The sequence below is a fragment of the Flavobacterium sp. 9 genome (genome assembly GCF_002754195.1).
Lineage (GTDB): Bacteria > Bacteroidota > Bacteroidia > Flavobacteriales > Flavobacteriaceae > Flavobacterium.
In genome coordinates, this window is the sequence record NZ_PEEU01000001.1 from 2022816 (window position 1) to 2045881 (window position 23066).

19 protein-coding genes are annotated in these 23066 nt (G+C 32.8%); 11 read left to right on the top strand and 8 right to left on the bottom strand.

The genetic code is table 11. The features are described from left to right. Positions 1-5: 5 nt before the first annotated feature. Positions 6-1478: a S41 family peptidase gene (locus tag CLU81_RS07885; protein ID WP_099709318.1), complete on the top strand. Its 1473-nt coding sequence runs from the start codon at positions 6-8 to the stop codon at positions 1476-1478. Between the two features lie 60 nt (positions 1479-1538). Here the strand turns inward: CLU81_RS07885 and CLU81_RS07890 are convergent, their stop codons facing one another. Then, entirely contained in the window at positions 1539-3173 is a 1635-nt protein-coding gene (locus CLU81_RS07890) for an ABC-F family ATP-binding cassette domain-containing protein (RefSeq protein WP_099709319.1), read from the bottom strand. Between the two features lie 200 nt (positions 3174-3373). Between CLU81_RS07890 and CLU81_RS07895 the strand changes: the two genes are divergently transcribed. Then, the gene (locus CLU81_RS07895; RefSeq protein WP_099709320.1) at positions 3374-3817 is read left to right on the top strand and encodes a PepSY-like domain-containing protein; all 444 of its coding nucleotides are present in this window, start codon (positions 3374-3376) and stop codon (positions 3815-3817) included. A gap of 88 nt (positions 3818-3905) precedes the next feature. On the opposite strand, the gene CLU81_RS07900 is transcribed toward CLU81_RS07895, so the two are convergent. Continuing rightward, the gene (locus CLU81_RS07900; RefSeq protein ID WP_099709321.1) at positions 3906-5081 is read right to left on the bottom strand and encodes a GlmU family protein; all 1176 of its coding nucleotides are present in this window, start codon (positions 5079-5081) and stop codon (positions 3906-3908) included. Positions 5082-5449: 368 nt separating this feature from the next. Further along, on the bottom strand, positions 5450-5704 hold the full coding sequence (locus tag CLU81_RS07905) for a type B 50S ribosomal protein L31 (protein WP_029272307.1): 255 nt from the start codon (positions 5702-5704) through the stop codon (positions 5450-5452). Between the two features lie 249 nt (positions 5705-5953). Between CLU81_RS07905 and CLU81_RS07910 the strand changes: the two genes are divergently transcribed. From CLU81_RS07910 to CLU81_RS07935, 6 genes are all read left to right on the top strand, one after another. Then, on the top strand, positions 5954-6484 hold the full coding sequence (locus CLU81_RS07910; RefSeq protein WP_099709322.1) for a DUF4199 domain-containing protein: 531 nt from the start codon (positions 5954-5956) through the stop codon (positions 6482-6484). A gap of 9 nt (positions 6485-6493) precedes the next feature. Further along, a complete protein-coding gene (locus tag CLU81_RS07915; RefSeq protein WP_099709323.1) occupies positions 6494-7450 on the top strand; it encodes a glycosyltransferase family 2 protein in 957 nt (318 codons plus the stop codon). Positions 7451-7582: 132 nt separating this feature from the next. Further along, positions 7583-9310, top strand: a complete 1728-nt coding sequence (locus tag CLU81_RS07920; RefSeq protein WP_099709324.1) for a phospho-sugar mutase — start codon at positions 7583-7585, stop codon at positions 9308-9310. A 5-nt stretch (positions 9311-9315) separates the two neighbouring features. Continuing rightward, a complete protein-coding gene (locus CLU81_RS07925; protein WP_099709325.1) occupies positions 9316-10353 on the top strand; it encodes a YhcG family protein in 1038 nt (345 codons plus the stop codon). Next, positions 10354-12183, top strand: coding sequence for an ABC transporter ATP-binding protein (locus CLU81_RS07930; RefSeq protein ID WP_099709326.1), 1830 nt, complete (start codon positions 10354-10356; stop codon positions 12181-12183). Between the two features lie 145 nt (positions 12184-12328). Next, positions 12329-13030: a DUF2971 domain-containing protein gene (locus tag CLU81_RS07935; RefSeq protein ID WP_099709327.1), complete on the top strand. Its 702-nt coding sequence runs from the start codon at positions 12329-12331 to the stop codon at positions 13028-13030. A gap of 300 nt (positions 13031-13330) precedes the next feature. Here CLU81_RS07935 and CLU81_RS07940 read toward each other — a convergent pair whose 3' ends face one another. Genes CLU81_RS07940 through CLU81_RS07955 form a run of 4 tightly spaced genes read right to left on the bottom strand, consistent with a single transcriptional unit; the run spans position 13331 to position 18903 of the window. After that, positions 13331-14053 (bottom strand): hypothetical protein, encoded by a 723-nt coding sequence (locus CLU81_RS07940; protein ID WP_099709328.1) that lies wholly within the window; start codon positions 14051-14053, stop codon positions 13331-13333. Between the two features lie 46 nt (positions 14054-14099). Then, positions 14100-14750 (bottom strand): hypothetical protein, encoded by a 651-nt coding sequence (locus CLU81_RS07945; RefSeq protein ID WP_099709329.1) that lies wholly within the window; start codon positions 14748-14750, stop codon positions 14100-14102. Beyond that, positions 14747-17209, bottom strand: a complete 2463-nt coding sequence (locus CLU81_RS07950) for a carboxypeptidase-like regulatory domain-containing protein (RefSeq protein ID WP_099709330.1) — start codon at positions 17207-17209, stop codon at positions 14747-14749. The genes CLU81_RS07945 and CLU81_RS07950 overlap by 4 nt, the downstream gene beginning before the upstream one ends. An 11-nt stretch (positions 17210-17220) precedes the next feature. Beyond that, positions 17221-18903: a M23 family metallopeptidase gene (locus CLU81_RS07955; RefSeq protein WP_099709331.1), complete on the bottom strand. Its 1683-nt coding sequence runs from the start codon at positions 18901-18903 to the stop codon at positions 17221-17223. Between the two features lie 180 nt (positions 18904-19083). Here CLU81_RS07955 and CLU81_RS07960 point away from each other — a divergent pair, with 180 nt between their 5' ends. The 3 genes from CLU81_RS07960 to rny all read left to right on the top strand — a co-directional run bounded on the left by CLU81_RS07960 (position 19084) and on the right by rny (position 21444). Continuing rightward, positions 19084-19374: a hypothetical protein gene (locus CLU81_RS07960; protein WP_065451073.1), complete on the top strand. Its 291-nt coding sequence runs from the start codon at positions 19084-19086 to the stop codon at positions 19372-19374. Between the two features lie 6 nt (positions 19375-19380). Further along, on the top strand, positions 19381-19674 hold the full coding sequence (locus tag CLU81_RS07965) for a cell division protein ZapA (protein ID WP_056246511.1): 294 nt from the start codon (positions 19381-19383) through the stop codon (positions 19672-19674). A 207-nt stretch (positions 19675-19881) separates the two neighbouring features. Then, the gene (gene rny / locus CLU81_RS07970; RefSeq protein ID WP_099709332.1) at positions 19882-21444 is read left to right on the top strand and encodes a ribonuclease Y; all 1563 of its coding nucleotides are present in this window, start codon (positions 19882-19884) and stop codon (positions 21442-21444) included. Between the two features lie 67 nt (positions 21445-21511). On the opposite strand, the gene CLU81_RS07975 is transcribed toward rny, so the two are convergent. Next, positions 21512-23032, bottom strand: a complete 1521-nt coding sequence (locus tag CLU81_RS07975) for a PAS domain-containing protein (RefSeq protein ID WP_099709333.1) — start codon at positions 23030-23032, stop codon at positions 21512-21514. Between the last annotated feature and the right edge of the window lie 34 nt (positions 23033-23066).

A 23066-nucleotide genomic window follows, 5' to 3' on the forward strand; every position in this document is an offset into this window, starting at 1 on the left:
ACTATATGAAACCAATTCTAAAAAGCCTATTACTGCTATTTTTACTTGCATTTTCTTTGCAATCTTGCGAAGATCAGGATGATGTTGCAGCTCCTGCTGATTTGCAAATCAACAATTTTATCTGGAAAGGATTAAATCAATATTATTTATGGCAAGCTGACGTACCTAATTTAGCTGATAATCGCTTTAGCAACCAAGAAGCTTTAAATTCATTTTTAAGAGGATATTCAACTCCTGAAAATTTATTTCAGAATTTACTAAATAAACCGATTAGCAAATTTCCAAAAGGTCAGGCAATTGATCGTTTTAGCTGGATTGTTGATGATTATAGCGTTTTAGAACAAGAACTTCAGGGAACTTCTAAGAATGATGGTGTTGATTTCAGGCTTAGCTATAAACCGGGAAGCACAACAGAACTTGTAGGTTTTGTGCGCTATATCCTTCCAAATTCTAATGCATCAACCAAAGCTATAAAACGTGGCGATTTGTTCACAGGAGTAAACGGAACTCAATTAACAGCTTCAAATTATCAAGCACTTTTAGGAGCTGATAGCTATACGCTTAATCTTGCTTCTTACGATGGAAACAATGTTACGCCAAATGGCAAGACGGTTTCTTTAGCAAAAACAACTTTAGACGAAAATCCTATTTTTATCAATAAAGTAATCACTTCTGGAAGTCATAAAATTGGATATTTGATGTATAACGGATTTTACGCCAATTATGACGCTCAGCTTAATGCGGCTTTTGCAGATTTAAAAGCTCAGGGAATTACCGATCTTGTTTTGGATTTAAGATATAACGGAGGTGGCTCTATTCAAACAGCAACACGTTTGGCTAGTATGATTACCGGACAATTTAAAGATAAAATTTTTGCTAAAATAAAATGGAATACAAAAGTAAATGCTTACTACGAAAGTGAAGACGCGGAATCACTTAATGACAGGTTTGTTGACAAAATGGACGGAACTCCAATTAACAGTCTGAATTTGAGCAAAATTTATGTTATTACTACAGGCGGAACCGCATCTGCAAGTGAATTAGTTATAAATGGTTTAGTACCATATATTACTGTTATTAAAGTAGGCGAAACAACTGTAGGTAAAAACGTAGGTTCAATTACAGTATATGATTCTCCAACTTTTAGCAAAACAAACAGAAATCCAAATCATAAATATGCGATGCAACCTTTGGTTTTAAAAATTGTAAATGCTGCAGATTTTGGTGAATACACTGATGGTCTAAAACCAACTATTGAACAAAAGGAACTTATTGGAAATTTAGGAACTTTAGGAGATCCTTCTGAGCCATTATTAAGTATTGCAATTTCAAACATTACTGGTTCAACAGCAAAAAGAACCCAGCTAGGAAACGAAAAAGCATTACAGCCTTTTACAGATTCTAAAGCAATGAATGGTGTCAAAAACCAAATGTATCTCGAAAAAGCTCCCGAAGGACTTTTAAGAGCATTAAAATAAATCACATAAAAAAACCGAAGCTAATAACTTCGGTTTTTTTTATATTATAAAATTGTAAATCTATTTTTCGATTTCTCTCATAGAATCCATTTTCTTGTGAGCAAGGAAACCGGCAACATCTTCAAAGTGCTCTTTCACACGTTTGTTTCCAAATTCAAAAACCTTAGTTGCTAATCCGTCAAGGAAATCACGATCGTGAGAAACCAAGATTAAAGTTCCGTCAAAATCACGTAATGCATCTTTAATAATATCTTTAGTCTTCATATCAAGGTGATTCGAAGGCTCATCCAGAATCAATAAGTTAACAGGCTCCAACAACAATTTAATCATTGCCAAACGTGTTTTTTCTCCTCCGGAAAGTACTTTTACCTTCTTAGTAATATCATCTCCCTGAAACATAAATGCTCCAAGAATATTTTTAATCTGAGTACGAATATCTCCAACTGCAATCGCATCGATAGTTTCAAAAATAGTAGCATTTTCGTCTAACAAAGAAGCTTGGTTTTGAGCAAAATATCCAATTTGAGAATTGTGACCAATTTCAACACTTCCTTCATCGATACCAATTTCTTTCATGATCGCTTTGATCATTGTCGATTTTCCTTCACCATTTTTACCTACGAAAGCAACTTTTTCTCCTCTTTCGATCACAATATTAGCGTCTTTAAAAACTACGTGATCTCCATAAGCTTTAGAAAGTTCTTTTACCACAACAGGATATTGTCCTGAACGTGCTGCTGGTGGAAATTTCAATTTCAATGCCGAATTATCTACTTCATCAACCTGAACAATTACCAACTTCTCAAGCATTTTAACACGAGACTGAACAGCATCTGTTTTAGAGAAAGTTCCTTTAAAACGATCAATAAAAGCTCTGTTGTCAGCAATCATTTTTTGTTGCTCATCGTATGCTTTTTGTTGGTGAATACGACGGTCTTTTCTTAATTCTAAATAATGAGAATATTTTGCTTTATAATCGTAAATTCTTCCCATTGTAACCTCAATAGTACGATTCGTAATATTATCTACAAACGCTCTATCGTGTGAAATTACTACAACTGCTTTTGCCGAATTAATCAAAAACTCTTCTAACCATTGAATACTTTCAATATCCATGTGGTTCGTTGGCTCATCCAGTAAAATCAAGTCTGGTTTTTGCAATAAGATTTTTGCCAATTCGATACGCATTCTCCATCCTCCTGAAAATTCAGAAGTCTGACGTGTAAAATCTTCACGTTCGAATCCTAAACCAACAAGAATTTTTTCAACTTCAGCTTCGTAATTTACTTCTTCGATTGCATAAAATTTCTCACTTAAGTCAGAAACTCTTTCGATCAATTTCATGTAAGCATCACTTTCATAATCTGTACGAACCGTTAATTGCTCGTTGATTTCATCGATTTCAGCTTTCATTTTAAAAATTTCACCAAAAGCTTTTGATGCTTCTTCCATTACAGTAGAACCATCTTTTGTCAACAAATGCTGAGGCAAATAAGCCACTACAGCATCTTTTGGAGTAGAGATACTTCCGGTTGAAGGCTTGCTTTGACCTGCAATTATTTTTAAAAGTGTCGATTTTCCCGCACCATTTTTACCCATAAGGGCAATTTTATCATTTTCATTTATAGCAAAAGAAACATCGCTAAATAATGTAGTTCCACCAAACTGAACCGAAATATCGTTAACTGTAATCATTACTTTCTGTGAATTTGTTTAATCGGTTAATCGTTTAGCTGTTAACCCATTTTTTTCGTGGTGCAAAGATAGATTAATTAGACTATTAGACAATATTATTTAGATTACTGTGATCTCAGTTTTTCTAAATCATATAATTATTCCTACACTTTTTCGAAAATTATTTATATCTTTATAAGAATTCAAAAAATCAGGAAAATATGAGAACGAAATTAAACTTGACGATCTGTCTAATTGCAGGATTAATATTTGGACTTTCTGCAAATGCACAAAAAACCGTAATTAAAAAAGAAGCTTTACCGGCAAATGCTCAAGCTTTCTTAAAGACTCACTTTGGATCAAAAAAACCGAGCTACATACTGGAAGACAAAGAAATCCTCTCTACAGAATACAAAGTTCAATTTGATAATAAAACCGAAATCGAATTTGATAAAAAAGGAAACTGGAAAGAAGTAGACGCTAAAGACAATAAAATTCCGAGTTCTATTATTCCGAAAAAAATTGCTTCTTATGTAAAAGCAAATTTCCCTAAAGAAAAAATAACCAAAATAGAATTAGGATCTTCCGGTTACGAAACAAAACTTACCAATGGCTTAGAATTAAAATTCAATCTAAAAGGAGATTTTACTAAAATTGACAAATAAAAAAACACAAAAACCCGACATGTTTCTAAAAACGTGTCGGGTTTTCTAAATTATCTCATTTTCAAATTGACTAATTATCTAATTAAAATTAATCTTTTCTCCATTTTTTAGTTTCCTCAAAAATATGCTCTAAGATTGCAGATTCTGTTTCGTCGAAATCTATGTTTCGTCTTCCCATAACTAATCTTGCTGTTTCAAAGGCTTTTTTGGTTACATAAGTAGTAAAACCTGCTGCTCCACCCCAAGAAAAACTCGGAACAAAATTGCGAGGAAAACCACTTCCAAAAATATTAGCGCTCACTCCTACTACTGTTCCGGTATTAAACATCGTGTTGATTCCGCATTTACTATGATCCCCCATCATTAAACCACAAAATTGAAGTCCGGTTTTTGCAAACCCTTCAGTTTCGTAGCTCCATAATTTTACTTCTTCATAGTTATTTTTCAGGTTCGAATTGTTGCTATCTGCTCCAATATTACACCATTCACCCAAAACAGAATCACCTAAAAATCCATCGTGCCCTTTATTCGAATTAGCAAAAAGAACCGAATTTTTAACTTCTCCTCCAATTCTTGATCCCGGACCAACCGTAGTTGCGCCGTAAACTTTTGCATTCAGTTTTACCTGAGCATTTTCACACAAAGCAAAAGGTCCACGAATTACCGTTCCTTCCATGATTTCAGAATTCTTACCTATATATATAGGTCCGTTTGAAGCATTTAGGGTAACAAATTCTAATTTCGCTTCTTCCTCAATAAATATATTTTCGGGCGCAATAACATTAACGCTTTTTGGGATTTGTTGCGACTTTCTGTCTTCTGTTAAATAATTAAAATCCTCACGAATTGCAGCATCATTTTTCGAGAAAATATCCCATGTATGTTCAACTGTTAAGCAATCATCGTTGTATTGGATTATTTCGTAAGAATCAAAATCGACTTCTTCCTGATTTTCATTTGTAAAAAAAGCAATTACATCATCGCCTTTAAATATCGCCTGATTTGTTGTTAGATTAGAAACTAATTCTGCAAGAGTATCATTTGGCAAATACGCTGCGTTAATCATTACGTTTTCTTCCAATTCTACCATCGGAAATTTCTCTGATAAATATTCCTCAGTAATTGTAGTTATAGTCGAACCTAAACGTGTTTCCCATTTTTGGCGAATCGTCATTATTCCAATTAGTATATCCGCAACTGGTCTTGTAAAAGTAAAAGGTAATAAAGCATTCCGGACGGGACCGTCAAAAAGAATGTAATTCATAAATAAAAATATTTGGTACTTGTTAAAATCTGATTTGGTTATCGAGTTCAAAGTTACAAATATTTTATGGGTTTGATCAAAAAGTACTCTTATTCAAAATAAGAAAATAATCACTTTTTGGTTAACCTCTTTTTTAAATTAATAATCATTTAACCGCAAAGTGCGCAATGTCTATATTATTTAAGTTTTCATAAAAAGCAAAGTCCGCAAAGCTTTATATACATTTTGTTTTCTGTCCCAAGGCTTCGGGATGTGTTTTCTGAACATAATGCCAAATAAAAAATCTTTGCGCACTTTGCGGTTAGATTTCACAATTCCATAAAAAAAGCCTTCCAATTGGAAGGCTTTTGTATAAGTAAAAAAAGTTATTAGTTTTTAACGTGTTTTGCATATTTAGTTTTGAATTTATCAATACGTCCTGCAGTATCGATAAGTTTAGATTTACCAGTATAAAAAGGGTGAGATGTTCTAGAAATCTCCATTTTTACAACTGGATACTCAACTCCGTCAACTTCAATTGTTTCTTTTGTATCTGCAGTAGATTTAGTGATAAAAACTTCGTCATTTGACATGTCTTTAAATGCAACTAATCTGTAATTTTCTGGGTGAATTCCTTTTTTCATCTTTTTCTTTTATTTATTGTTTAGAGCATTTTTATTTTGAAGCTTTTCCATGGTTAGAAAAAGGTGTAAACAAAGGATACTCTTTTTTGTTTAAAATTTTAATTATTTTGAGTCTGCAAATTTACAATTCTTTTTTAATATACAAATCTTTAACCCACTTTTTTTTAGTTAAATTCAAAAAGCTTTTTTTACCTCTCATTATATTGGGAATTGCTATATTTGTGGATTAATTTTAAAACATATATAAATATGATTAATGAAGTTATAAAAAAGAACGGGATTACTTATGGTGTAATGATTGGAATTGCATCTGCTTTAATAACTGCTACTATCTATGCGGTTGATCTAAATTTGTTCACAGCGTGGTGGATGGGATTATTAGGCATCGCTATTAGCTTGACTATTTCTATCATTTTACTTTCTAAAACAAAGAAAGAATTAAACGGTGTTTTTAGTTTTAAAGATGCTTTTACTACTTATTTTATTGCAGCAGTAATCGGAATTCTGATTTCAACTTTTTTTAATATTATTTTATTTAATGTTATCGACCCAAGTGCGAAAGACACTTTAAGCGAATTAATGATAAAATATACCGTTGGAATGATGCAAAAATTTGGAACTCCAGCTTCTGCAATTAATGAAACTATTGCTAAAATGAAGCTAAGTAATCCATATTCTGCTCTGGAACTATTAAAAGGTTCTGTTTTTGCCATCGTTATTAGTGCAATTTTCGGTTTAATTTTCGCAGCATTTTTTAAAAGCAAATCTACACAAGAATAAAAATTATAAATGAATTTATCTATACTTATACCACTTCTAAATGAAGAGGAATCACTACAAGAACTCTATTCGTGGATTATTAAAGTGATGCAATCTAATAATTACTCGTATGAAATCATTTTTGTAGATGATGGTAGTACAGATAATTCCTGGAATATTATTGAAGGCTTTTCTAAGGAAAATTCCAATGTAAAAGGAATTCGATTCATGAAAAACTTTGGTAAATCACAAGCGCTGCATGCTGGTTTTGCTAAAGCACAAGGTGATGTGATTATTACTATGGACGCCGATTTGCAGGATAGTCCGGATGAGATTCCTGGATTGTATGAAATGATTACAGCTCAGAAATTTGATTTGGTTTCTGGTTGGAAAAAGAAACGTTACGATTCTGTAGTGGCAAAAAATCTTCCTTCGAAATTATTTAATTGGGCTGCCAGAAAAACTTCGGGAGTTGAATTGAATGATTTTAATTGCGGATTAAAAGCGTACAAAAACACAGTTGTAAAAAACATAGAAGTTTCGGGCGAAATGCATCGATACATTCCGGTTTTGGCAAAAAATGCCGGTTTTAACAAAATTGGAGAAAAAGTTGTTATTCACCAGGCTCGTAAATATGGTGAGACTAAATTTGGAATGGAGCGTTTTATAAACGGTTTTCTGGATTTAATCACAATTTGGTTTTTATCCCGATTCGGAAAAAGACCAATGCACTTATTTGGCGCAATGGGTTCGTTAATGTTTATTATCGGATTTTTATTAGCAGGTTATATTGGAGTTTCAAAATTATACCATATGTATAACGGAATGAAATATAGCTTAATAACCAGTAATCCATGGTTCTTTATTGCTTTGACAACTATGATTTTAGGAACTCAGTTATTCCTGGCAGGTTTTCTTGGTGAGATTATTTTGAGAACTAAAAGCAACGAAGCACGTTATAAAGTAGCCCGAGAGGTTAATTTTTAACGTAAAGCCTAGCCCTGATAGAAGGGAAAATCCTTTTATATTGTTTTTTCTACAATATAAAAGATTGGAATGATAGCGGGAAATAGCTCCTGAAAATTATTATTATTTTAAAATATAAAAAATAGACGAATGATGAATATAGCACCTAATATTTTGAATGCTGTAAACGAATGGTTGACACCTACATTTGACAACGAAACTCAAGCTGCGGTTAAGGAATTAATAACGACTTCGCCTAAGGAACTTGAAGAAAGTTTTTATAAAAATCTGGAATTTGGAACTGGCGGAATGCGCGGTGTTATGGGCGTTGGAGATAATAGAATCAACAAATATACACTTGGAAAAAACACGCAGGGATTGTCAGACTACATGCATGAAGTTTTTCCAAATCAACCTTTAAAAGTTGTTATTGCTTACGATTGCCGTCATAATAGTAATACATTGGCAAAAGTTGTTGCTGATGTTTTTTCTGCAAACGGGATTCATGTTTATTTATTCTCGGATTTGCGTCCAACTCCTGAATTATCATTTGCTCTTAAATATTTAGGTTGTCAATGCGGAATCGTATTAACGGCATCCCACAATCCACCTGAATATAATGGTTACAAAGTATATTGGGAAGATGGCGGACAAATCGTTCCTCCTCAGGATGCGGCAATTATCAACGTAATCGAAAATCTGGGTTACGATAAAATTAAATTTAATGCTAACGAAAGCCTTATTCAATATATCGATACCGAAATTGATAAAGCTTTTGTGAAGTCATCTATTGAAAACGCAAGTTTTAATACTCCGGCTGAAGCCAAAGACAACTTACAGATTGTTTTTACTTCATTGCACGGAACTTCTATAAAATCTGTTCCTGACACTTTATCACAAGCAGGGTACAAAAATGTACACATTGTACCGGAACAAGCAATTCCTGATGGGAATTTCCCAACTGTAAAATCTCCAAATCCTGAAGAGCCTGAAGCTTTGACAATGGCTTTGGCTTTGGCCGATAAAACAAACTCGGATATTGTGGTTGGAACTGATCCTGATTGCGATCGTCTTGGTGTTGCTGTTAGAAATAACGACGGCAAAATGATTTTGCTTAACGGAAATCAAACCATGATTTTAATGACTTCTTTTTTATTAAAACAATGGAAAAAAGCCGGAAAAATTAATGGAAAACAATTCGTAGGTTCTACCATTGTTTCTACTCCAATGATGATGGAATTAGCGACAAGTTATGGTGTTGAATGCAAAGTTGGTTTAACCGGATTTAAATGGATCGCCAAAATGATTAAAGATTTCCCGGAACTCGAATTTATTGGAGGTGGCGAAGAAAGCTTTGGTTTTATGGTTGGTGACGCCGTGAGAGATAAAGACGCTGTTGCTGCTACCTTATTAATATGCGAAGTTGCTGCTCAGGCAAAAGCTGCCGGAAGTAGTGTTTATAAAGAACTTTTGCAACTTTATGTTGAAAATGGTTTCTATAAAGAACACTTGGTTTCTTTGACCAAAAAAGGAATGGAAGGTTTACAGGAAATTAATCAAATGATGATTGATTTACGTGAAAATCCTCTAAAAGAAATCAGCGGACAACGTGTTATTATGGTTGAAGATTATCAATCATCAATTGCATTGAATTTATTGACTGGCGAAGAATCTACAATGGATATTCCGAAATCAAATGTGTTGATTTATTATACTGAAGATGGTTCAAAAATTTGCGCCAGACCAAGTGGAACTGAGCCAAAAATCAAATTCTACATTAGTGTAAATGCAGAATTAGATTCAGTTGAAAATTTTGACGCTGCAGAAAGTTTCTTAGACGAAAAAATTCAAAGTATTATTGCAGGAATGCAATTGAAATAAGCCGAATGAGTGACAAACTTGACACTAATAATCAACCTGAACTATTAGACTCCATAATTGGGTTAATAGATCAGACTCGTCATTTTGTTGCCAAAACGGTTAATCAGGAATTAACGCTACTATACTGGAAAATTGGAAAAACGATCAATGAAGAGATACTCAAAAATGATCGCGCTGATTACGGAAAGAAAACTATCCAAATTTTAAGCTTAGAGCTATCCAAAAGATACGGCACGGGATTTAGTAAAAGAAATATACATAGCTTCATAAAACTAAACAGTGTTTTTCAAGACTTTACAATTGTGCAGACAGTGTCTGCACAATTGAGTTGGTCACATTTATATTCAATTTTAAGTATTGAAAATGATATAAAACGTGAATTTTACATTCAAATGAGCGCTCATGAAAGATGGAGCGTAAGAACTTTACAAGAACGCATCGATAGCATGCTTTTTGAAAGAACCGCAATCAGCAAGAAACCCGAACAAACCATACTTAATGACTTAGCTTCATTAAAAAACGAAAAACAAATTAGCCCTGATTTAACCTTTCGGGATCCATATTTCTTAGATTTTTTAGGATTGCATGATACTTATTCCGAAAAGGATTTGGAAAGTTCCATCCTGGCTCAGTTGCAAAATTTTATTACCGAAATGGGAAGCGAATTTGCTTTTCTTGCCCGCCAAAAAAGAATCACAATTGACGATGAAGATTTTTACATCGATTTGCTTTTTTATCATCGTGGTCTGCGCCGATTAGTTGCGATTGACTTAAAACTAGGAAAATTTAAAGCCGGTTACAAAGGCCAAATGGAGCTTTATTTACGTTGGTTAGAGAAAAATGAACAAAAAGAAGGCGAAAACAAACCAATTGGATTAATTTTGTGCAGTGAAAAATCTCCTGAACAAATCAATTATTTAATGCTCGACAATGACGAACAAATCAAAGTCTCCGCTTATTTAACCCAATTACCTGAAAAAAAATTATTGCTAGAAAAACTGGAAAGAGCCATTGCTATAGCAGAAAATAACATCCACAAATAAATGAGTAATTTCAAAAAAATAGTTCCTTTTATATATCCGTATAAAAAATACGCGTTTCTAAACATCTTTTTTAATGTTTTGTACGCACTTTTCAGCACACTTTCTTTTGTTGCTTTAATACCAATGCTTCAGGTATTATTTGACCAAACAAAGGCAAGAAAAATAAAACCAGTATATCAGGGAATTTTAAAACTCCAACAATATGGTGAAGATTATTTGAGCTATTACATCACTACAACAAAAGGTAACCATGATCCCGGATACATTTTGTCTATTATGGTAACGATTATAATCTCAATCTTCTTATTAAAAAACTTAGCAGATTATTTAGCGATGTTTTTTATCACTTTTTTGCGAAATGGAGTCTTAAAAGACATGCGAAATGCTATGTATAAAAAAACATTAGAGCTTCCTTTGGCATTCTATTCTGAAAAAAGAAAAGGAGATGTTATTTCGAGAATCTCGGCTGACGTAAATGAGGTTCAAAACTCATTTTTAGCCATACTGGAACTTATTGTAAAAGAACCATTAACCATAGTTTTTACGATAACAACAATGCTAATCATTAGCACTAAACTAACCTTATTTGTTTTTATTTTTATTCCGATTTCAGGTTACATTATTTCACTAATTGGAAAACAACTTAAAAAGCAATCGACAAAAGCGCAAGAAGAACAAGGAACTTTTTTATCTACTATCGAAGAAACTATTGGTGGATTGAAAGTTGTAAAAGGATATAATTCAGAAAATTATTTTAATAGTGTTTTTCAAAATTCAACAGAACGCTTTTTTCATTTATCAAATAAAATAGGTAATCGCCAGAACTTAGCTTCACCAGCAAGTGAATTTATGGGAATTACCGTTATCGCTATTTTATTGTGGTATGGAGGACAAATGGTTTTGATCGATAAAACTTTGAGCGGACCTTCTTTTATTGCTTACATGGGATTAGCTTATAACATTCTAACACCTGCAAAAGCAATCTCTAAGGCTTCTTACGGAGTTAAAAGAGGAAATGCTGCTGCAGAACGCGTTTTAGAAGTTTTAGAACAGGAAAACACGATTGTTTCAAAACCTAATGCGATCGAAAAATCTTCTTTTGACGATACTATAAACATTCAGCATATTAACTTTAAATATGAAAACGAAACAGTTTTAAAAGACTTTTCTCTTCAAATTAAAAAAGGTCAAACTGTTGCTCTTGTTGGACAATCCGGAAGTGGAAAAAGTACAATTGCCAATCTATTGACACGTTTTTATGATGTAAATGACGGAACGATTTCAATCGACGACATCAACATCAAAGACATGAATTTACAATCTCTTCGCAGCCTGATGGGATTAGTTACACAAGACAGCATTTTATTTAATGATACAATTAAAGCAAATATTTCGTTAGGAAAATTAGATGCTACAGACGATGAAATTATCGAAGCACTAAAAATTGCTAATGCTTATGAGTTTGTAAAAGAATTGCCTTTAGGAATCTACACGAACATTGGTGACAGCGGAAACAAACTTTCTGGTGGTCAAAAACAACGTTTATCAATTGCTCGTGCTGTATTAAAGAATCCTCCAATTATGATTTTAGATGAAGCTACATCAGCATTGGACACTGAAAGCGAAAAATTTGTTCAGGTTGCTCTTGAAAATATGATGCAAAACAGAACATCAATCGTAATTGCACACAGACTTTCGACCATTCAAAAAGCAGATTTGATTGTAGTAATGCAAAAAGGAAAAATTGTAGAGCAAGGAACTCACGATGAATTAATTGCACATAACGGAACTTACAATAAACTCGTTACAATGCAATCTTTCGAATCATAACAACAGAACTTAAATTCTGTTAAAAAATACTTACTAAGTTTATCTGGCGGTTTAATAATCACAGAAAACTAAGTAAGTATTTTTTTTATAGTTTATTATAAAATCAATTTGTAATTTTATTAGAAATACTAAATCGCCTACTAAAATGTATTTCAAAAATCCAAACATAATACTTCCAGAGGATCCAGATACGGTTGTTTGGAAATACTTAGACCTCTCTAAGTTCCTGGATTTATTACTTTCTAAGAAACTTTTTATGTCGCGTTCTGATAAATTTGAAGATCAGTACGAAGGCACTTTTAGCGAACCTACTTTTGAGGAAATTAAAAAGCTAGCCATTGATAATCCTGACTTTTTAAATTACTACAAAACGCATCGTGAACAAGTCGCCATAAGCAGTTGGCATATTAATGAATACGAATCTTTTGCCATGTGGCAGATTTTTACACAAAATAGCGAAGGATTAGCGATTCAGTCTACTATTGGACGATTGCAAAAAGCATTGAAACCTGAGAATAATTTTGATCAGTATATTGGCGAAGTTAATTACATCGACTATAAAAAAGAATATATTCCGTTTGATGATTTGTTCTTCCCTTTTCTCTTTAAACGAAAAAGTTTTCAATACGAACGTGAAGTTCGCATTATAACCGACACTTCAAAAAGCAACATTAAACTTAATGACGGATTGAAAATCAATGTTGATATCAGCCAACTAATTGAGAAGATATACATTCATCCAAAATCGGAAAACTGGTATAAAAAGCTGGTAATTGATTTGGTAGATCGCCTGGGTTTTGGAATTGAAATTGAAAAATCTGATTTAGAAAGCGATATTTTGATTTGATTTTTTTAAGGCACTGAGGTTCTTAGTTGCTATCCCGAAACTTCGGGACTAAGTTTTTTTAGCCACTGATTAAAATGATTTACATTTTGAATACGTCTTGATATTCTGGGTTATTTTGATTAAAATTTTTTTTTATCATTACGTAAACTGGACTAAAGTCCAGCTCTACAAAATTTACCGAACCTTTGGTTCTTTTTTATCGATCGTAATAAAAAAAGCGATTTAAAAAATAATTTTTAAATCGCTTTTTTTTGATTCTAAATCTTAGTAGTACTTCAAAACCTTAGTCCCTTAGAAACTCTAAATAGGTTTATAACTTTTCACTTCCCATTTTTTAGAGGCTAAATCAATGTAGTTATAATGTAAAACATCATTTTTATCGAATTGTCCGTTTTGGTTCGTGTCTTCGATTGTTCTAAAGTATAAGCGGTTTTTAGATTCTATTAAACTCCAATCCACCAATTCCTGAAGATCTGCAGAAACTTTAGTAAAATTCTCACCACTAATATTACTCAAATACAATGTTTTAATATCTCCGGTATCAATTTTACCATCTTTATTAGTATCAGAATCTGTCAAAGTATAAACCATAACTTTATTCTGCGTTCTGTCTGAAACTGTTTTTAAATAAGTCGCCGTTAAAATCAAAACCGGCTTATCAGATAAAGGGCGAATAGAATCTGAATCTACTTTTTGAAATTTCAAATTTTGCAAATAACCTGTAATCTCATATTCGCCTAAATTTGAAATCGTAAAACTCACATCATTCACACTTGAAGATCCATAACGCGCTTTTGTTCCTTTTTCAAACACACGTAAATCTCCAACAGGATGAATTAGATAGTTCGTTCCTTCCATTTGAATAGGCAAATCAGCAACTTCTATTTGCGTTGAATCTGTTTTTGTAACAACACTTCCTTTACTGGCAGCATCATAAATTACTTTCGGTTTCTGAACTTCATCTTTACAACTCACTAATGTTCCGATGATTGCTAAGGCTATATATTTTAAGGAATTTTTCATGTATGCTAATTATATAAGAATATCAAATATAGTATTTTTGATTGTATTATCTACTTTTATTGAATTTTACCAGAGTAAATATATTGAGAAACACAAGTCCTAAATAACCTAACGATAGAATTTTCCATTTGTTTTGAAAAAATGATAATTGAAAAGCTTTTTCCTCCTCTTCTCTTTTATTTTTTAATTCCCAATGTCTTTGTTCTGCCATTAATGCACTAGTATTACAGTTCATTCTCTGATAGTGAATAGTGTCCTTAACTTTTTTTGGTGTATTACTACTTCCTAAAATATAAATATCATTGTCGTTCATAGCCCAGGTTGGAGCATCTTCTTCAATTAAAATATCAAGAGTAGTAATAAAAGTTTGATAATAAGATTTTGAACCAAAATGCATTTTAATTCCATTAACTGTATCTTTTTCAATTCTTAATTTCCTAAGATAAAGTTTCATTTCTTTCAATTTCTTCTTTTCTAAATAACTTCCGTCAAAATTAAATACTTTATATTTTCGTAAAGTAGCAACCTTATATTCTTCGAATTCATTTCCAACAGGAACATTAAGATTAATCCAGCCATAAACCTTAAAAGCATCCACTTTATAAAAATGATAGAAACAAAACACCGGGATCAAAACCAAGGAAATCATTCCCGGAACGTAAAAAATCTTCTTTCGCTTTTCACGTTTTTCTATCATAATCTGGCATTCAATTTTATATTGAAAACTCTCGAAGTCATATAATTTGGAATCGCATATTGATTTTTGGAATATACATCACGAACCCAAGTATTGGTTATTGCATTTTGATTATTGAAAAGATTGAAAATCTCTAATCCAACAGATAATTCTTTGAAGTTTTTCAACCAATTTGCTTTAGCAACTTTAGTACTGTTATCTACAAAAACTTTGGCAAAACCAATATCCACTCTACGATAATCGTTTAATCTGTTTTGGTATAGATACGGATCCGAATATGCTGGCGCGCCTCCAGGCAAACCAGTATTATAAACTAAATTCAGATACAATTTTACACTTGGAATATTTGGCATATAATCCTGAAACAACATCGCAAATTTCAAACGCTGATCTGTTGGTCTTGCGATATATCCTTTATCTGCGTAATCTTCTTCGGTTTTCAAATAACCAAAACTAATCCACGATTCTGTTCCCGGCACAAATTCTCCATTTAATCTAAAATCAAGACCTTGCGCATATGCTTTTGCATTATTATTGGCGATATAACGAATTCGAACATTATCGATCGAATACACATTTACATCAGACAGTGATTTATAATATAGTTCCGTTACCCATTTAAAAGGGCGATTCCACATTTTAAAATTATAATCATTCCCTAAAACAATATGAACAGATTCCTGCGCTTTTACATTTGGATTCACAACGCCATCCAAATCCCTGAGTTCTCTATAAAATGGTGGCTGATGATATAATCCGCCCGAGAGCCTGAAAACCATATCCATATCCCAATCCGGCTTTATGGCAAATTGTGCACGCGGACTAAAAACAACTTGATTTTTTCCTTCAACAGCGGCTCCTGAAACATTCCAACTCTGGAAACGCGCTCCTAAATGATACCAAATTTGATTAGATCCAAGTTCTGCTTTTTTATTGTATTGTGCGTATCCGGAAAATCTGTTTATGGTATTATAGTTTGTTGCACGAACATCCTGATACGGCAACAATGGCCCTGTATAAGGTTGATATGGCTGATTATTTTGTGGCAAAATAACAATTGGAGGATTTATAGAAAATCCAGCTGAATCAATCATTTCCCATTCTACAATTCGATCTCTAATAGATTCTCTGGTATATTTAAGTCCAAATTCTAATTGACTGTCATTTAACCATTCTTTAAATCCTTTAATTTCTGCATTTGCAATTAAAGCATCCAAATCATTTCGGGCGTGACTCAATTGCGAACCAATTCCTTTTGTAAAATCAACTTGAGACTCATCTTGATCTTCACCAACATTTCCAAGACGATACTGCGCCAGAATATCAAAATGTTCCTGCTCTGTAGTATGAAATAGCGAACCTATAAGTTTTAACGTCAAAGTTGGAGAAACTTTATAAGTCGTTTTTAATGCTCCAAAATAAGTATCGTATTTATCTCTTTCCTGACCTTCATAATATACAGCAAGAGACATTGGCTGATCGATTGTTCCAAATTTTGTCTCGCGGGTTAAAGGCTGATACAAATACTTATTTTCAGAAATGTTTCCTAAAAAACTAATTTGCCATTTTTGCGAAATATCATAATTGATATTCGTTTGAATATCGGCAAAAGTTGGTGTATAATTCGTTTCTGTATCTTGGCTATTAACCAACAAACTATTATTTCTATAACGAACTCCTGTTACTGCAGACCATTTTTTATCTTTAGAAACAGCATCAACAGACACGCTTCCGCCTAATAAACTTGCCTCTAAAGAAGCACCAAACTGAGTTGGTTTTCTATACGTAATATCTAAAACAGAGGATAATTTATCTCCAAATTTAGCTTGAAATCCTCCAGCCGAAAAATCAACGTTTTGAACCAAATCTGTATTTGTAAAACTCAATCCTTCTTGCTGACCGGAACGAATTAAAAACGGACGATAAACTTCGATTTCGTTTACATAAACTAAATTTTCATCATAATTTCCGCCACGAACAGCATATTGTGTACTTAATTCATTATTTGAATTTACTCCCGGCAATGTTTTTAGAATATTTTCGATTCCGGCATTTGCTCCGGGAATCTTTTTAATCGTTGCCGCATCAATAGTTGTAATTCCCTGAACCCGTTTTTTATTTTTGGAAGAAACAAAAACCTCTCCCATTTGTTCTTCAGAATTACTCATTACAGGATTAAAAATAAAAACTTCATTTGGTTTCAGATTTACTGCCAAACTCATCATTTTTAAAGAAATGTGAGTAAAAATCAAAGAAGTTTTTTTGTTCGAAGGAACATCGATTTCAAAAAAACCGTTTGCATCTGATTGCGTTGCATTCCCTGAAGAAGTTATATTGACATCGACGACCGGACGTTTTTGATCATCTAAAATAATACCTTTAACATGAGCATTTTGAGCAAATGAAATACAAGAAATGCATAAAAAAAGAAAACCGAATATTACTCTGTTATTATTCAAACGTTTTGATTTTATTTTTGTTGACTTCTAAAAAAATGAGTTTCAAAGATAGCAGAATTACCCACATTATCAATTACTTCAATTTTTAAATCGTTTGCCCCTTCGGCAAGCATTGTATCATCAAAAGTATGTGTGATTTTCTTTGTTTTATTTTCATATTCAAACAAAATCCAGTTTCCGTTTAAATATCCGTTGTATGATTTAATTCCCGATGCAGCATCGTTAATGATAAAATCTATTTTTTTGACATCACTAATCCATTTATCCTGAATTGGTTTTACAATTTTAATTGTTGGCTTAATTGTATCCAAAACCAACCCGAATTGTCCTAATGTTTTTGATTTGGCCGTAAAAACATCTCCTTTTCTAATGGTTCCGTTATAACTGTTTCCTCTTCCAATATAAAGTTTATCTCTTAATTCTTCCGGATATGAACTGTCTTTTATCGTAATCGTAAAATTCGAATGCACCGGAACTGTATCATCATGAATATAGATACGATTGTTTTTTACATCGAAATTCAAATTAAAATCATCATAAAAAGTTCCCGCTGGAAAAAATACTGACATATTATCTTTTTCGAAATTGGAATCTTTATTGACTTTAATAAAATATTTTGAAGTCGCAGGTTCTTCTTTTACAATTGGCGTTGCAGCATCATATTCAACCGGAACCGTAATTGTATTTAAATTCCCAAAATAATCCGAAACTTCAATTCTATACGTCGAAGCTAAATTCGGCTCGACCGGAATAATTCCTCGTAATGAATCTGTTTTTATTATGCTTAAAGCAAAAGGCGTTTTCATGAAAAGTTTTTGAATGCGCTGACCTGATTTTTTATATTTACCATAATCAATCAATGCATTTACATAACGCATTTCGTCAAACGAATAAGTATTGAACTGATAATTATAATTTTGATTTCCGTTAAAAAAAGTAGAAACATTAAAAACCCCATTTTTATTAAAAGAGACATCATCAAAATCTACGGCTACAATTCCAAAACCAATTTTTCCGTTCGCTTTTACTTTACTTGCCAAATAAGTCCCGTCTTTTTGAAGTGCAACATTTAGCAACAAAGGCTGTTTAGATTGATTTACCATAGAATTCTCTAACGGATAAACATAAACACTCGAAACTGTTGGCTTTTTAGTGTCTTTAATATTTTTATCGAATCCAAAAAATATCGGATTAATTACAAATTCTGTTTTAGTATCACGAATTTCAAAATGTAAATGCGGTCCTTCAGAAGAACCTGTATTTCCGGAAAGCGCAATTAGTTGACCTTTTGTAACTTGTAATTCATCTGGCTTTAGAAACATTTCGATTTCGTAAGCCTTCTCTTTGTAATGTGTTTTTTTGACATAATCCTGAATTGGACCAACTGTAGTTTGCAAATGTCCATAAACCGAAGTGTAGCCATTTGGATGTGTAATATAAATGCATTTTCCGTTTCCGAAAGTAGAAATTTTGATTCTCGAAACGTAACCATCTGCAATTGCGTAAACATTTAATCCTTCTCTTTGGTTTGTTTTTAAATCAAAACCGGCGTGAAAATGATTCGGTCTTAATTCCCCAAAATTCCCCGAAAGCTGCATTGGAATATCAAGCGGCGGACGAAAATAATCCTTCGGATATTGGGTTTGAGCGAAAATAAAATTAGTAAAAAACAGGGCAAGCAGTGATAATCTCATAAGGCAACATTTTTGCTAAGATAAAGAAATTAGCTCCTAAAAACGAGTAAAAAGCTACAAAAATACAATTAATTGAATTTCATTTGTTTGATTATTTTTAATGTAAAAAAATCGATAAAAAATTGCATTAATAAAAAGGAATACTAACTTTGTATGATTAAGTAATGAATAGGATTTATAATGAGTGTAATTGCAGAAATAATTGATACTCTTGAATATAAAGTCGAAAAGCTTTTTGAGAAATCAAAGGCCCTAGAAAAAAACAATCAGGTTTTAAGATTAGAACTAGCCAAAGCTGCGCAAATTATCCAGAAACAATCTGAAGAAATGGAGGCTTTGAAGAAGCAATATGATACACTTAAAATAGCCAATTCGTTGCTCGGCAGCGACAATAACAAGAGAGAGACAAAGCTTAAAATAAATTCATTAATTCGCGAAATTGATTACTGTATAGCACAACTATCAGATTAGAAAGACATGGACGGAAAGCTTAGAATTAAAATATCAATCGCAGACAGAGTCTATCCATTAACGGTAGAACCATCTCAGGAAGAAGGACTTAGAAGTGCTTCTAAGAAAATTGATGCTATGATCAAGCAATTCGAAGAAAGTTACGCGGTTCGTGACAAACAAGATGTTCTGGCTATGTGTGCCTTGCAATTTGCATCACAAGTAGAACAAAAACAGATTGATAATGCAATCGATGGTGAAGAAACTATCGAAAGAATTAAAAGATTAAATTCGCTATTAGATCAATATCTCGAAAATTAAACGTTCTTTACAGAAACTAAGATACTGCCTACATTAGTTCACAATTGGTAAACTCAACACTAACAATTTAGAATGAGCAAATCGTCGCTACTATAGTATGCCCTGCTTCGACTGGGAAACTTGAACAGTGAGTTAGCTCAAAACTTGTCTTTACGAGTTTATTCAAGCAATTAATGTAGGCTTTTTTATATATAAATTTTAACAAACATGGACATAATAACGATCATTATTTCAGGGATTGTGGGGATTGCAGCAGGATTTGCAATCGCTAAAATCATCGAAAAAAGCAATATTTCTAATTTAATTAAAAACGCAAAGAAAGAAGCCTCTTCCATTTTAAAAGACGCTAATTTAGAAGCAGAAAATATCAAAAAAGATAAAATCCTTCAAGCAAAAGAGCGTTTTATCGAATTAAAATCAGAGCACGAACAAGTTATTTTAGCTAGAGATAAAAAAGTAGCTGAAGTAGAAAAAAGAGTGCGTGACAAAGAATCTCAGATTTCAAATGAACTTTCGAAAGCCAAAAAAGTAAATGACGATTTTGAAGCTAAAACAAATGAATACAATAATAAAATTGAAGTTTTAGACAAAAAACAAGCTGAAGTAGACAAATTACACAAAAGTCAACTGCAACAACTTGAAGTAATTTCAGGACTTTCTGCTGAAGAAGCAAAAGAACAATTAGTTGAAGGTTTAAAAGCTGAAGCTAAAAGTAAAGCAATGTCTCATATTCAGGATACAATTGAAGAGGCAAAACTTACTGCGCAACAAGAAGCTAAGAAAATTATCATCAATACAATCCAGAGAGTTGGAACTGAGGAAGCGGTTGAAAATTGCGTTTCAGTATTTAACATTGAATCTGATGATGTAAAAGGTAGAATTATTGGTCGTGAAGGTCGTAACATTAGAGCTCTTGAAGCTGCAACCGGAGTAGAAATCATTGTTGATGATACACCGGAAGCTATTATTCTATCTTGTTTTGATCCTGTTCGTAGAGAAATTGCTCGTTTGTCATTGCACAAATTAGTAACTGACGGACGTATTCACCCAGCGAGAATTGAAGAAGTTGTTGCTAAAACAGCGAAACAAATCGACGATGAAATTATCGAAGTTGGTAAACGTACTGTAATCGACTTAGGAATTCACGGTTTACACCCTGAATTAATTAAAGTTGTTGGTAGAATGAAATACCGTTCATCTTACGGACAAAACTTATTGCAACACTCAAGAGAGGTTTCTAAACTTTGTGGTATCATGGCTGCCGAATTAGGTTTGAATGTAAAATTGGCAAAAAGAGCTGGTTTACTTCATGATATTGGTAAAGTGCCAGATACTGAAAGCGATTTACCACACGCATTATTAGGTATGCAATGGGCTGAGAAATATGGTGAAAAAGAAGAAGTTTGTAATGCAATTGGAGCTCACCACGATGAGATCGAAATGAAATCATTACTTTCTCCAATCGTTCAGGTTTGTGATGCTATTTCAGGTGCAAGACCAGGCGCAAGACGTCAGGTGTTGGATTCATACATTCAGCGTTTGAAAGATCTTGAAGAAGTTGCTTACGGATTTAGCGGTGTAAAAAATGCATACGCAATTCAGGCTGGTAGAGAACTTCGTGTAATCGTAGAAAGCGAAAAAGTTTCTGATGATAACGCTGCAAACCTATCTTTCGAAATTTCACAAAAAATCCAAACTGAAATGACTTATCCAGGTCAGGTAAAAGTTACTGTAATTAGAGAAACCAGAGCAGTTAATATCGCTAAGTAATCTCAACATATTATAAAATAAAAAAGGCTATCATAACGATAGCCTTTTTTATTTATGCCAAATTCATTTAAAGATCGTTAAAGACAATTTTAAAGCTTGTTCCCACTCCTACTTCACTTTCTACAGAAATACTTCCTTTCATCGCTTCAATTTGATTTCTGGTAATATACAAGCCGATTCCTCGTGCTTCCTGATGTTTATGAAAAGTTTTATACATTCCGAATAATAAATCACCGTAAACAGCCAAATCGATTCCTAAACCATTGTCTGTAATTTTTAATGATTTATAACCTTCAGGTTCGATCGAAAAATCAAAAACTATTATTGGATCGCGATCCGGATGTGCATACTTTATAGCGTTTGTAGTAAAGTTTAACAAAACACTTTCCAGATAAGCAGGATTAAAATTAATTGTCAAATATTGAGGGACATTATTTACAATCGTAACTTTAGTTTGTTTATCGTAACCTTTGATTGTCGAAATTGTTTTCTCGATGTATTCACAAAGCTTCAAAGGAACGACAGCAATATTAATATTACTCTGCGTTTTTACGATTTGTGTTAAATTAGAAATCGTATCATTTAAATCATTAGAAACTGTTCGCAAATGCTCCAACATTTCACTTACGGTTTCTTTATCACCATCAGCATCAATAAAATCTAAAATCGACTTTATATTTCCTGCCTGCGTATTTAAATTATGTGAAACGATATGCGAAAAATTCAACAATCTACTATTTTGATCGCTGTACAATTTCATCGTTTTTATCAATTCTAATTCTTTTTCTTTTTGCAAAGAAACATCTGTATGAGTTCCAATTACACGTAATGGCTTACCATTTTCATCTCGTTTAATAACTTTTCCACGGTCTAAAATCCATTTATAATTTCCGCTCGAAGTCATTACACGATGATAGTTTTCGTAATAAGGGATCTTATTATCAAAATGCTCTTGTATGTCCGAATAGTATTTGGGAAGATCATCCGGATGCACAATTTTATCCCATCGTTCCGGATCATCAAAAATATCTGCAGAATCAAGTTCCAATATTTTTAGTGACAAAGACGAATAGAAAACATTATTGGTAACCATATCCCAATCCCAAATTCCAGCTGTAGAAGCATCAAGTGCAAATTGAAATCGTTCTTCTGAAATTCGCAGCTTTTCTTCTTTATCTTTTAATTCGGTAATATCCGAAACGTGTCCATAGAAACTAACTCTGCCATCATCAGATTGCTCCGTTTTTGCGGAAATCTTAAACCAGCGTAAACCTTTTTTTGGTAAAACAGCGCGAAATTCAATATCCCAGGGTTTTATTTCTTTACGCGCTTTAACTAAAGATTGAAAAAATGCTTCACGATCCTGAAGAAAAACTCTTTCGTAAATAATAAACTTAATGTCGTTGTTGAATTCACTTGCCGTAAATTCAAAAATTTCATCAGCAGATTTACTAACTAGCGGAAAAGTATAATTGTTATCGGTGTCAACAACAAACTGAAATAACAAATCAGGCATCTCAGCAAACAATTTTTTGTAAAAATTATTCACCTCTAAGCAATCCTCATTTTCATATAAATCAAAAACCATATGCTACTTATTTTTACTTAAATTGAATGATCAA

Bases quoted from the DNA above. Each gene is read 5' to 3' on its own strand.
- CLU81_RS07885 (WP_099709318.1), top strand. From the start codon at position 6: ATGAAACCAATTCTAAAAAGCCTATTACTGCTATTTTTACTTGCATTT.
- CLU81_RS07890 (WP_099709319.1), bottom strand. From the start codon at position 3,173: ATGATTACAGTTAACGATATTTCGGTTCAGTTTGGTGGAACTACATTA.
- CLU81_RS07895 (WP_099709320.1), top strand. From the start codon at position 3,374: ATGAGAACGAAATTAAACTTGACGATCTGTCTAATTGCAGGATTAATA.
- CLU81_RS07900 (WP_099709321.1), bottom strand. From the start codon at position 5,081: ATGAATTACATTCTTTTTGACGGTCCCGTCCGGAATGCTTTATTACCT.
- CLU81_RS07905 (WP_029272307.1), bottom strand. From the start codon at position 5,704: ATGAAAAAAGGAATTCACCCAGAAAATTACAGATTAGTTGCATTTAAA.
- CLU81_RS07910 (WP_099709322.1), top strand. From the start codon at position 5,954: ATGATTAATGAAGTTATAAAAAAGAACGGGATTACTTATGGTGTAATG.
- CLU81_RS07915 (WP_099709323.1), top strand. From the start codon at position 6,494: ATGAATTTATCTATACTTATACCACTTCTAAATGAAGAGGAATCACTA.
- CLU81_RS07920 (WP_099709324.1), top strand. From the start codon at position 7,583: ATGAATATAGCACCTAATATTTTGAATGCTGTAAACGAATGGTTGACA.
- CLU81_RS07925 (WP_099709325.1), top strand. From the start codon at position 9,316: ATGAGTGACAAACTTGACACTAATAATCAACCTGAACTATTAGACTCC.
- CLU81_RS07930 (WP_099709326.1), top strand. From the start codon at position 10,354: ATGAGTAATTTCAAAAAAATAGTTCCTTTTATATATCCGTATAAAAAA.
- CLU81_RS07935 (WP_099709327.1), top strand. From the start codon at position 12,329: ATGTATTTCAAAAATCCAAACATAATACTTCCAGAGGATCCAGATACG.
- CLU81_RS07940 (WP_099709328.1), bottom strand. From the start codon at position 14,053: ATGAAAAATTCCTTAAAATATATAGCCTTAGCAATCATCGGAACATTA.
- CLU81_RS07945 (WP_099709329.1), bottom strand. From the start codon at position 14,750: ATGATAGAAAAACGTGAAAAGCGAAAGAAGATTTTTTACGTTCCGGGA.
- CLU81_RS07955 (WP_099709331.1), bottom strand. From the start codon at position 18,903: ATGAGATTATCACTGCTTGCCCTGTTTTTTACTAATTTTATTTTCGCT.
- CLU81_RS07960 (WP_065451073.1), top strand. From the start codon at position 19,084: ATGAGTGTAATTGCAGAAATAATTGATACTCTTGAATATAAAGTCGAA.
- CLU81_RS07965 (WP_056246511.1), top strand. From the start codon at position 19,381: ATGGACGGAAAGCTTAGAATTAAAATATCAATCGCAGACAGAGTCTAT.
- rny (WP_099709332.1), top strand. From the start codon at position 19,882: ATGGACATAATAACGATCATTATTTCAGGGATTGTGGGGATTGCAGCA.
- CLU81_RS07975 (WP_099709333.1), bottom strand. From the start codon at position 23,032: ATGGTTTTTGATTTATATGAAAATGAGGATTGCTTAGAGGTGAATAAT.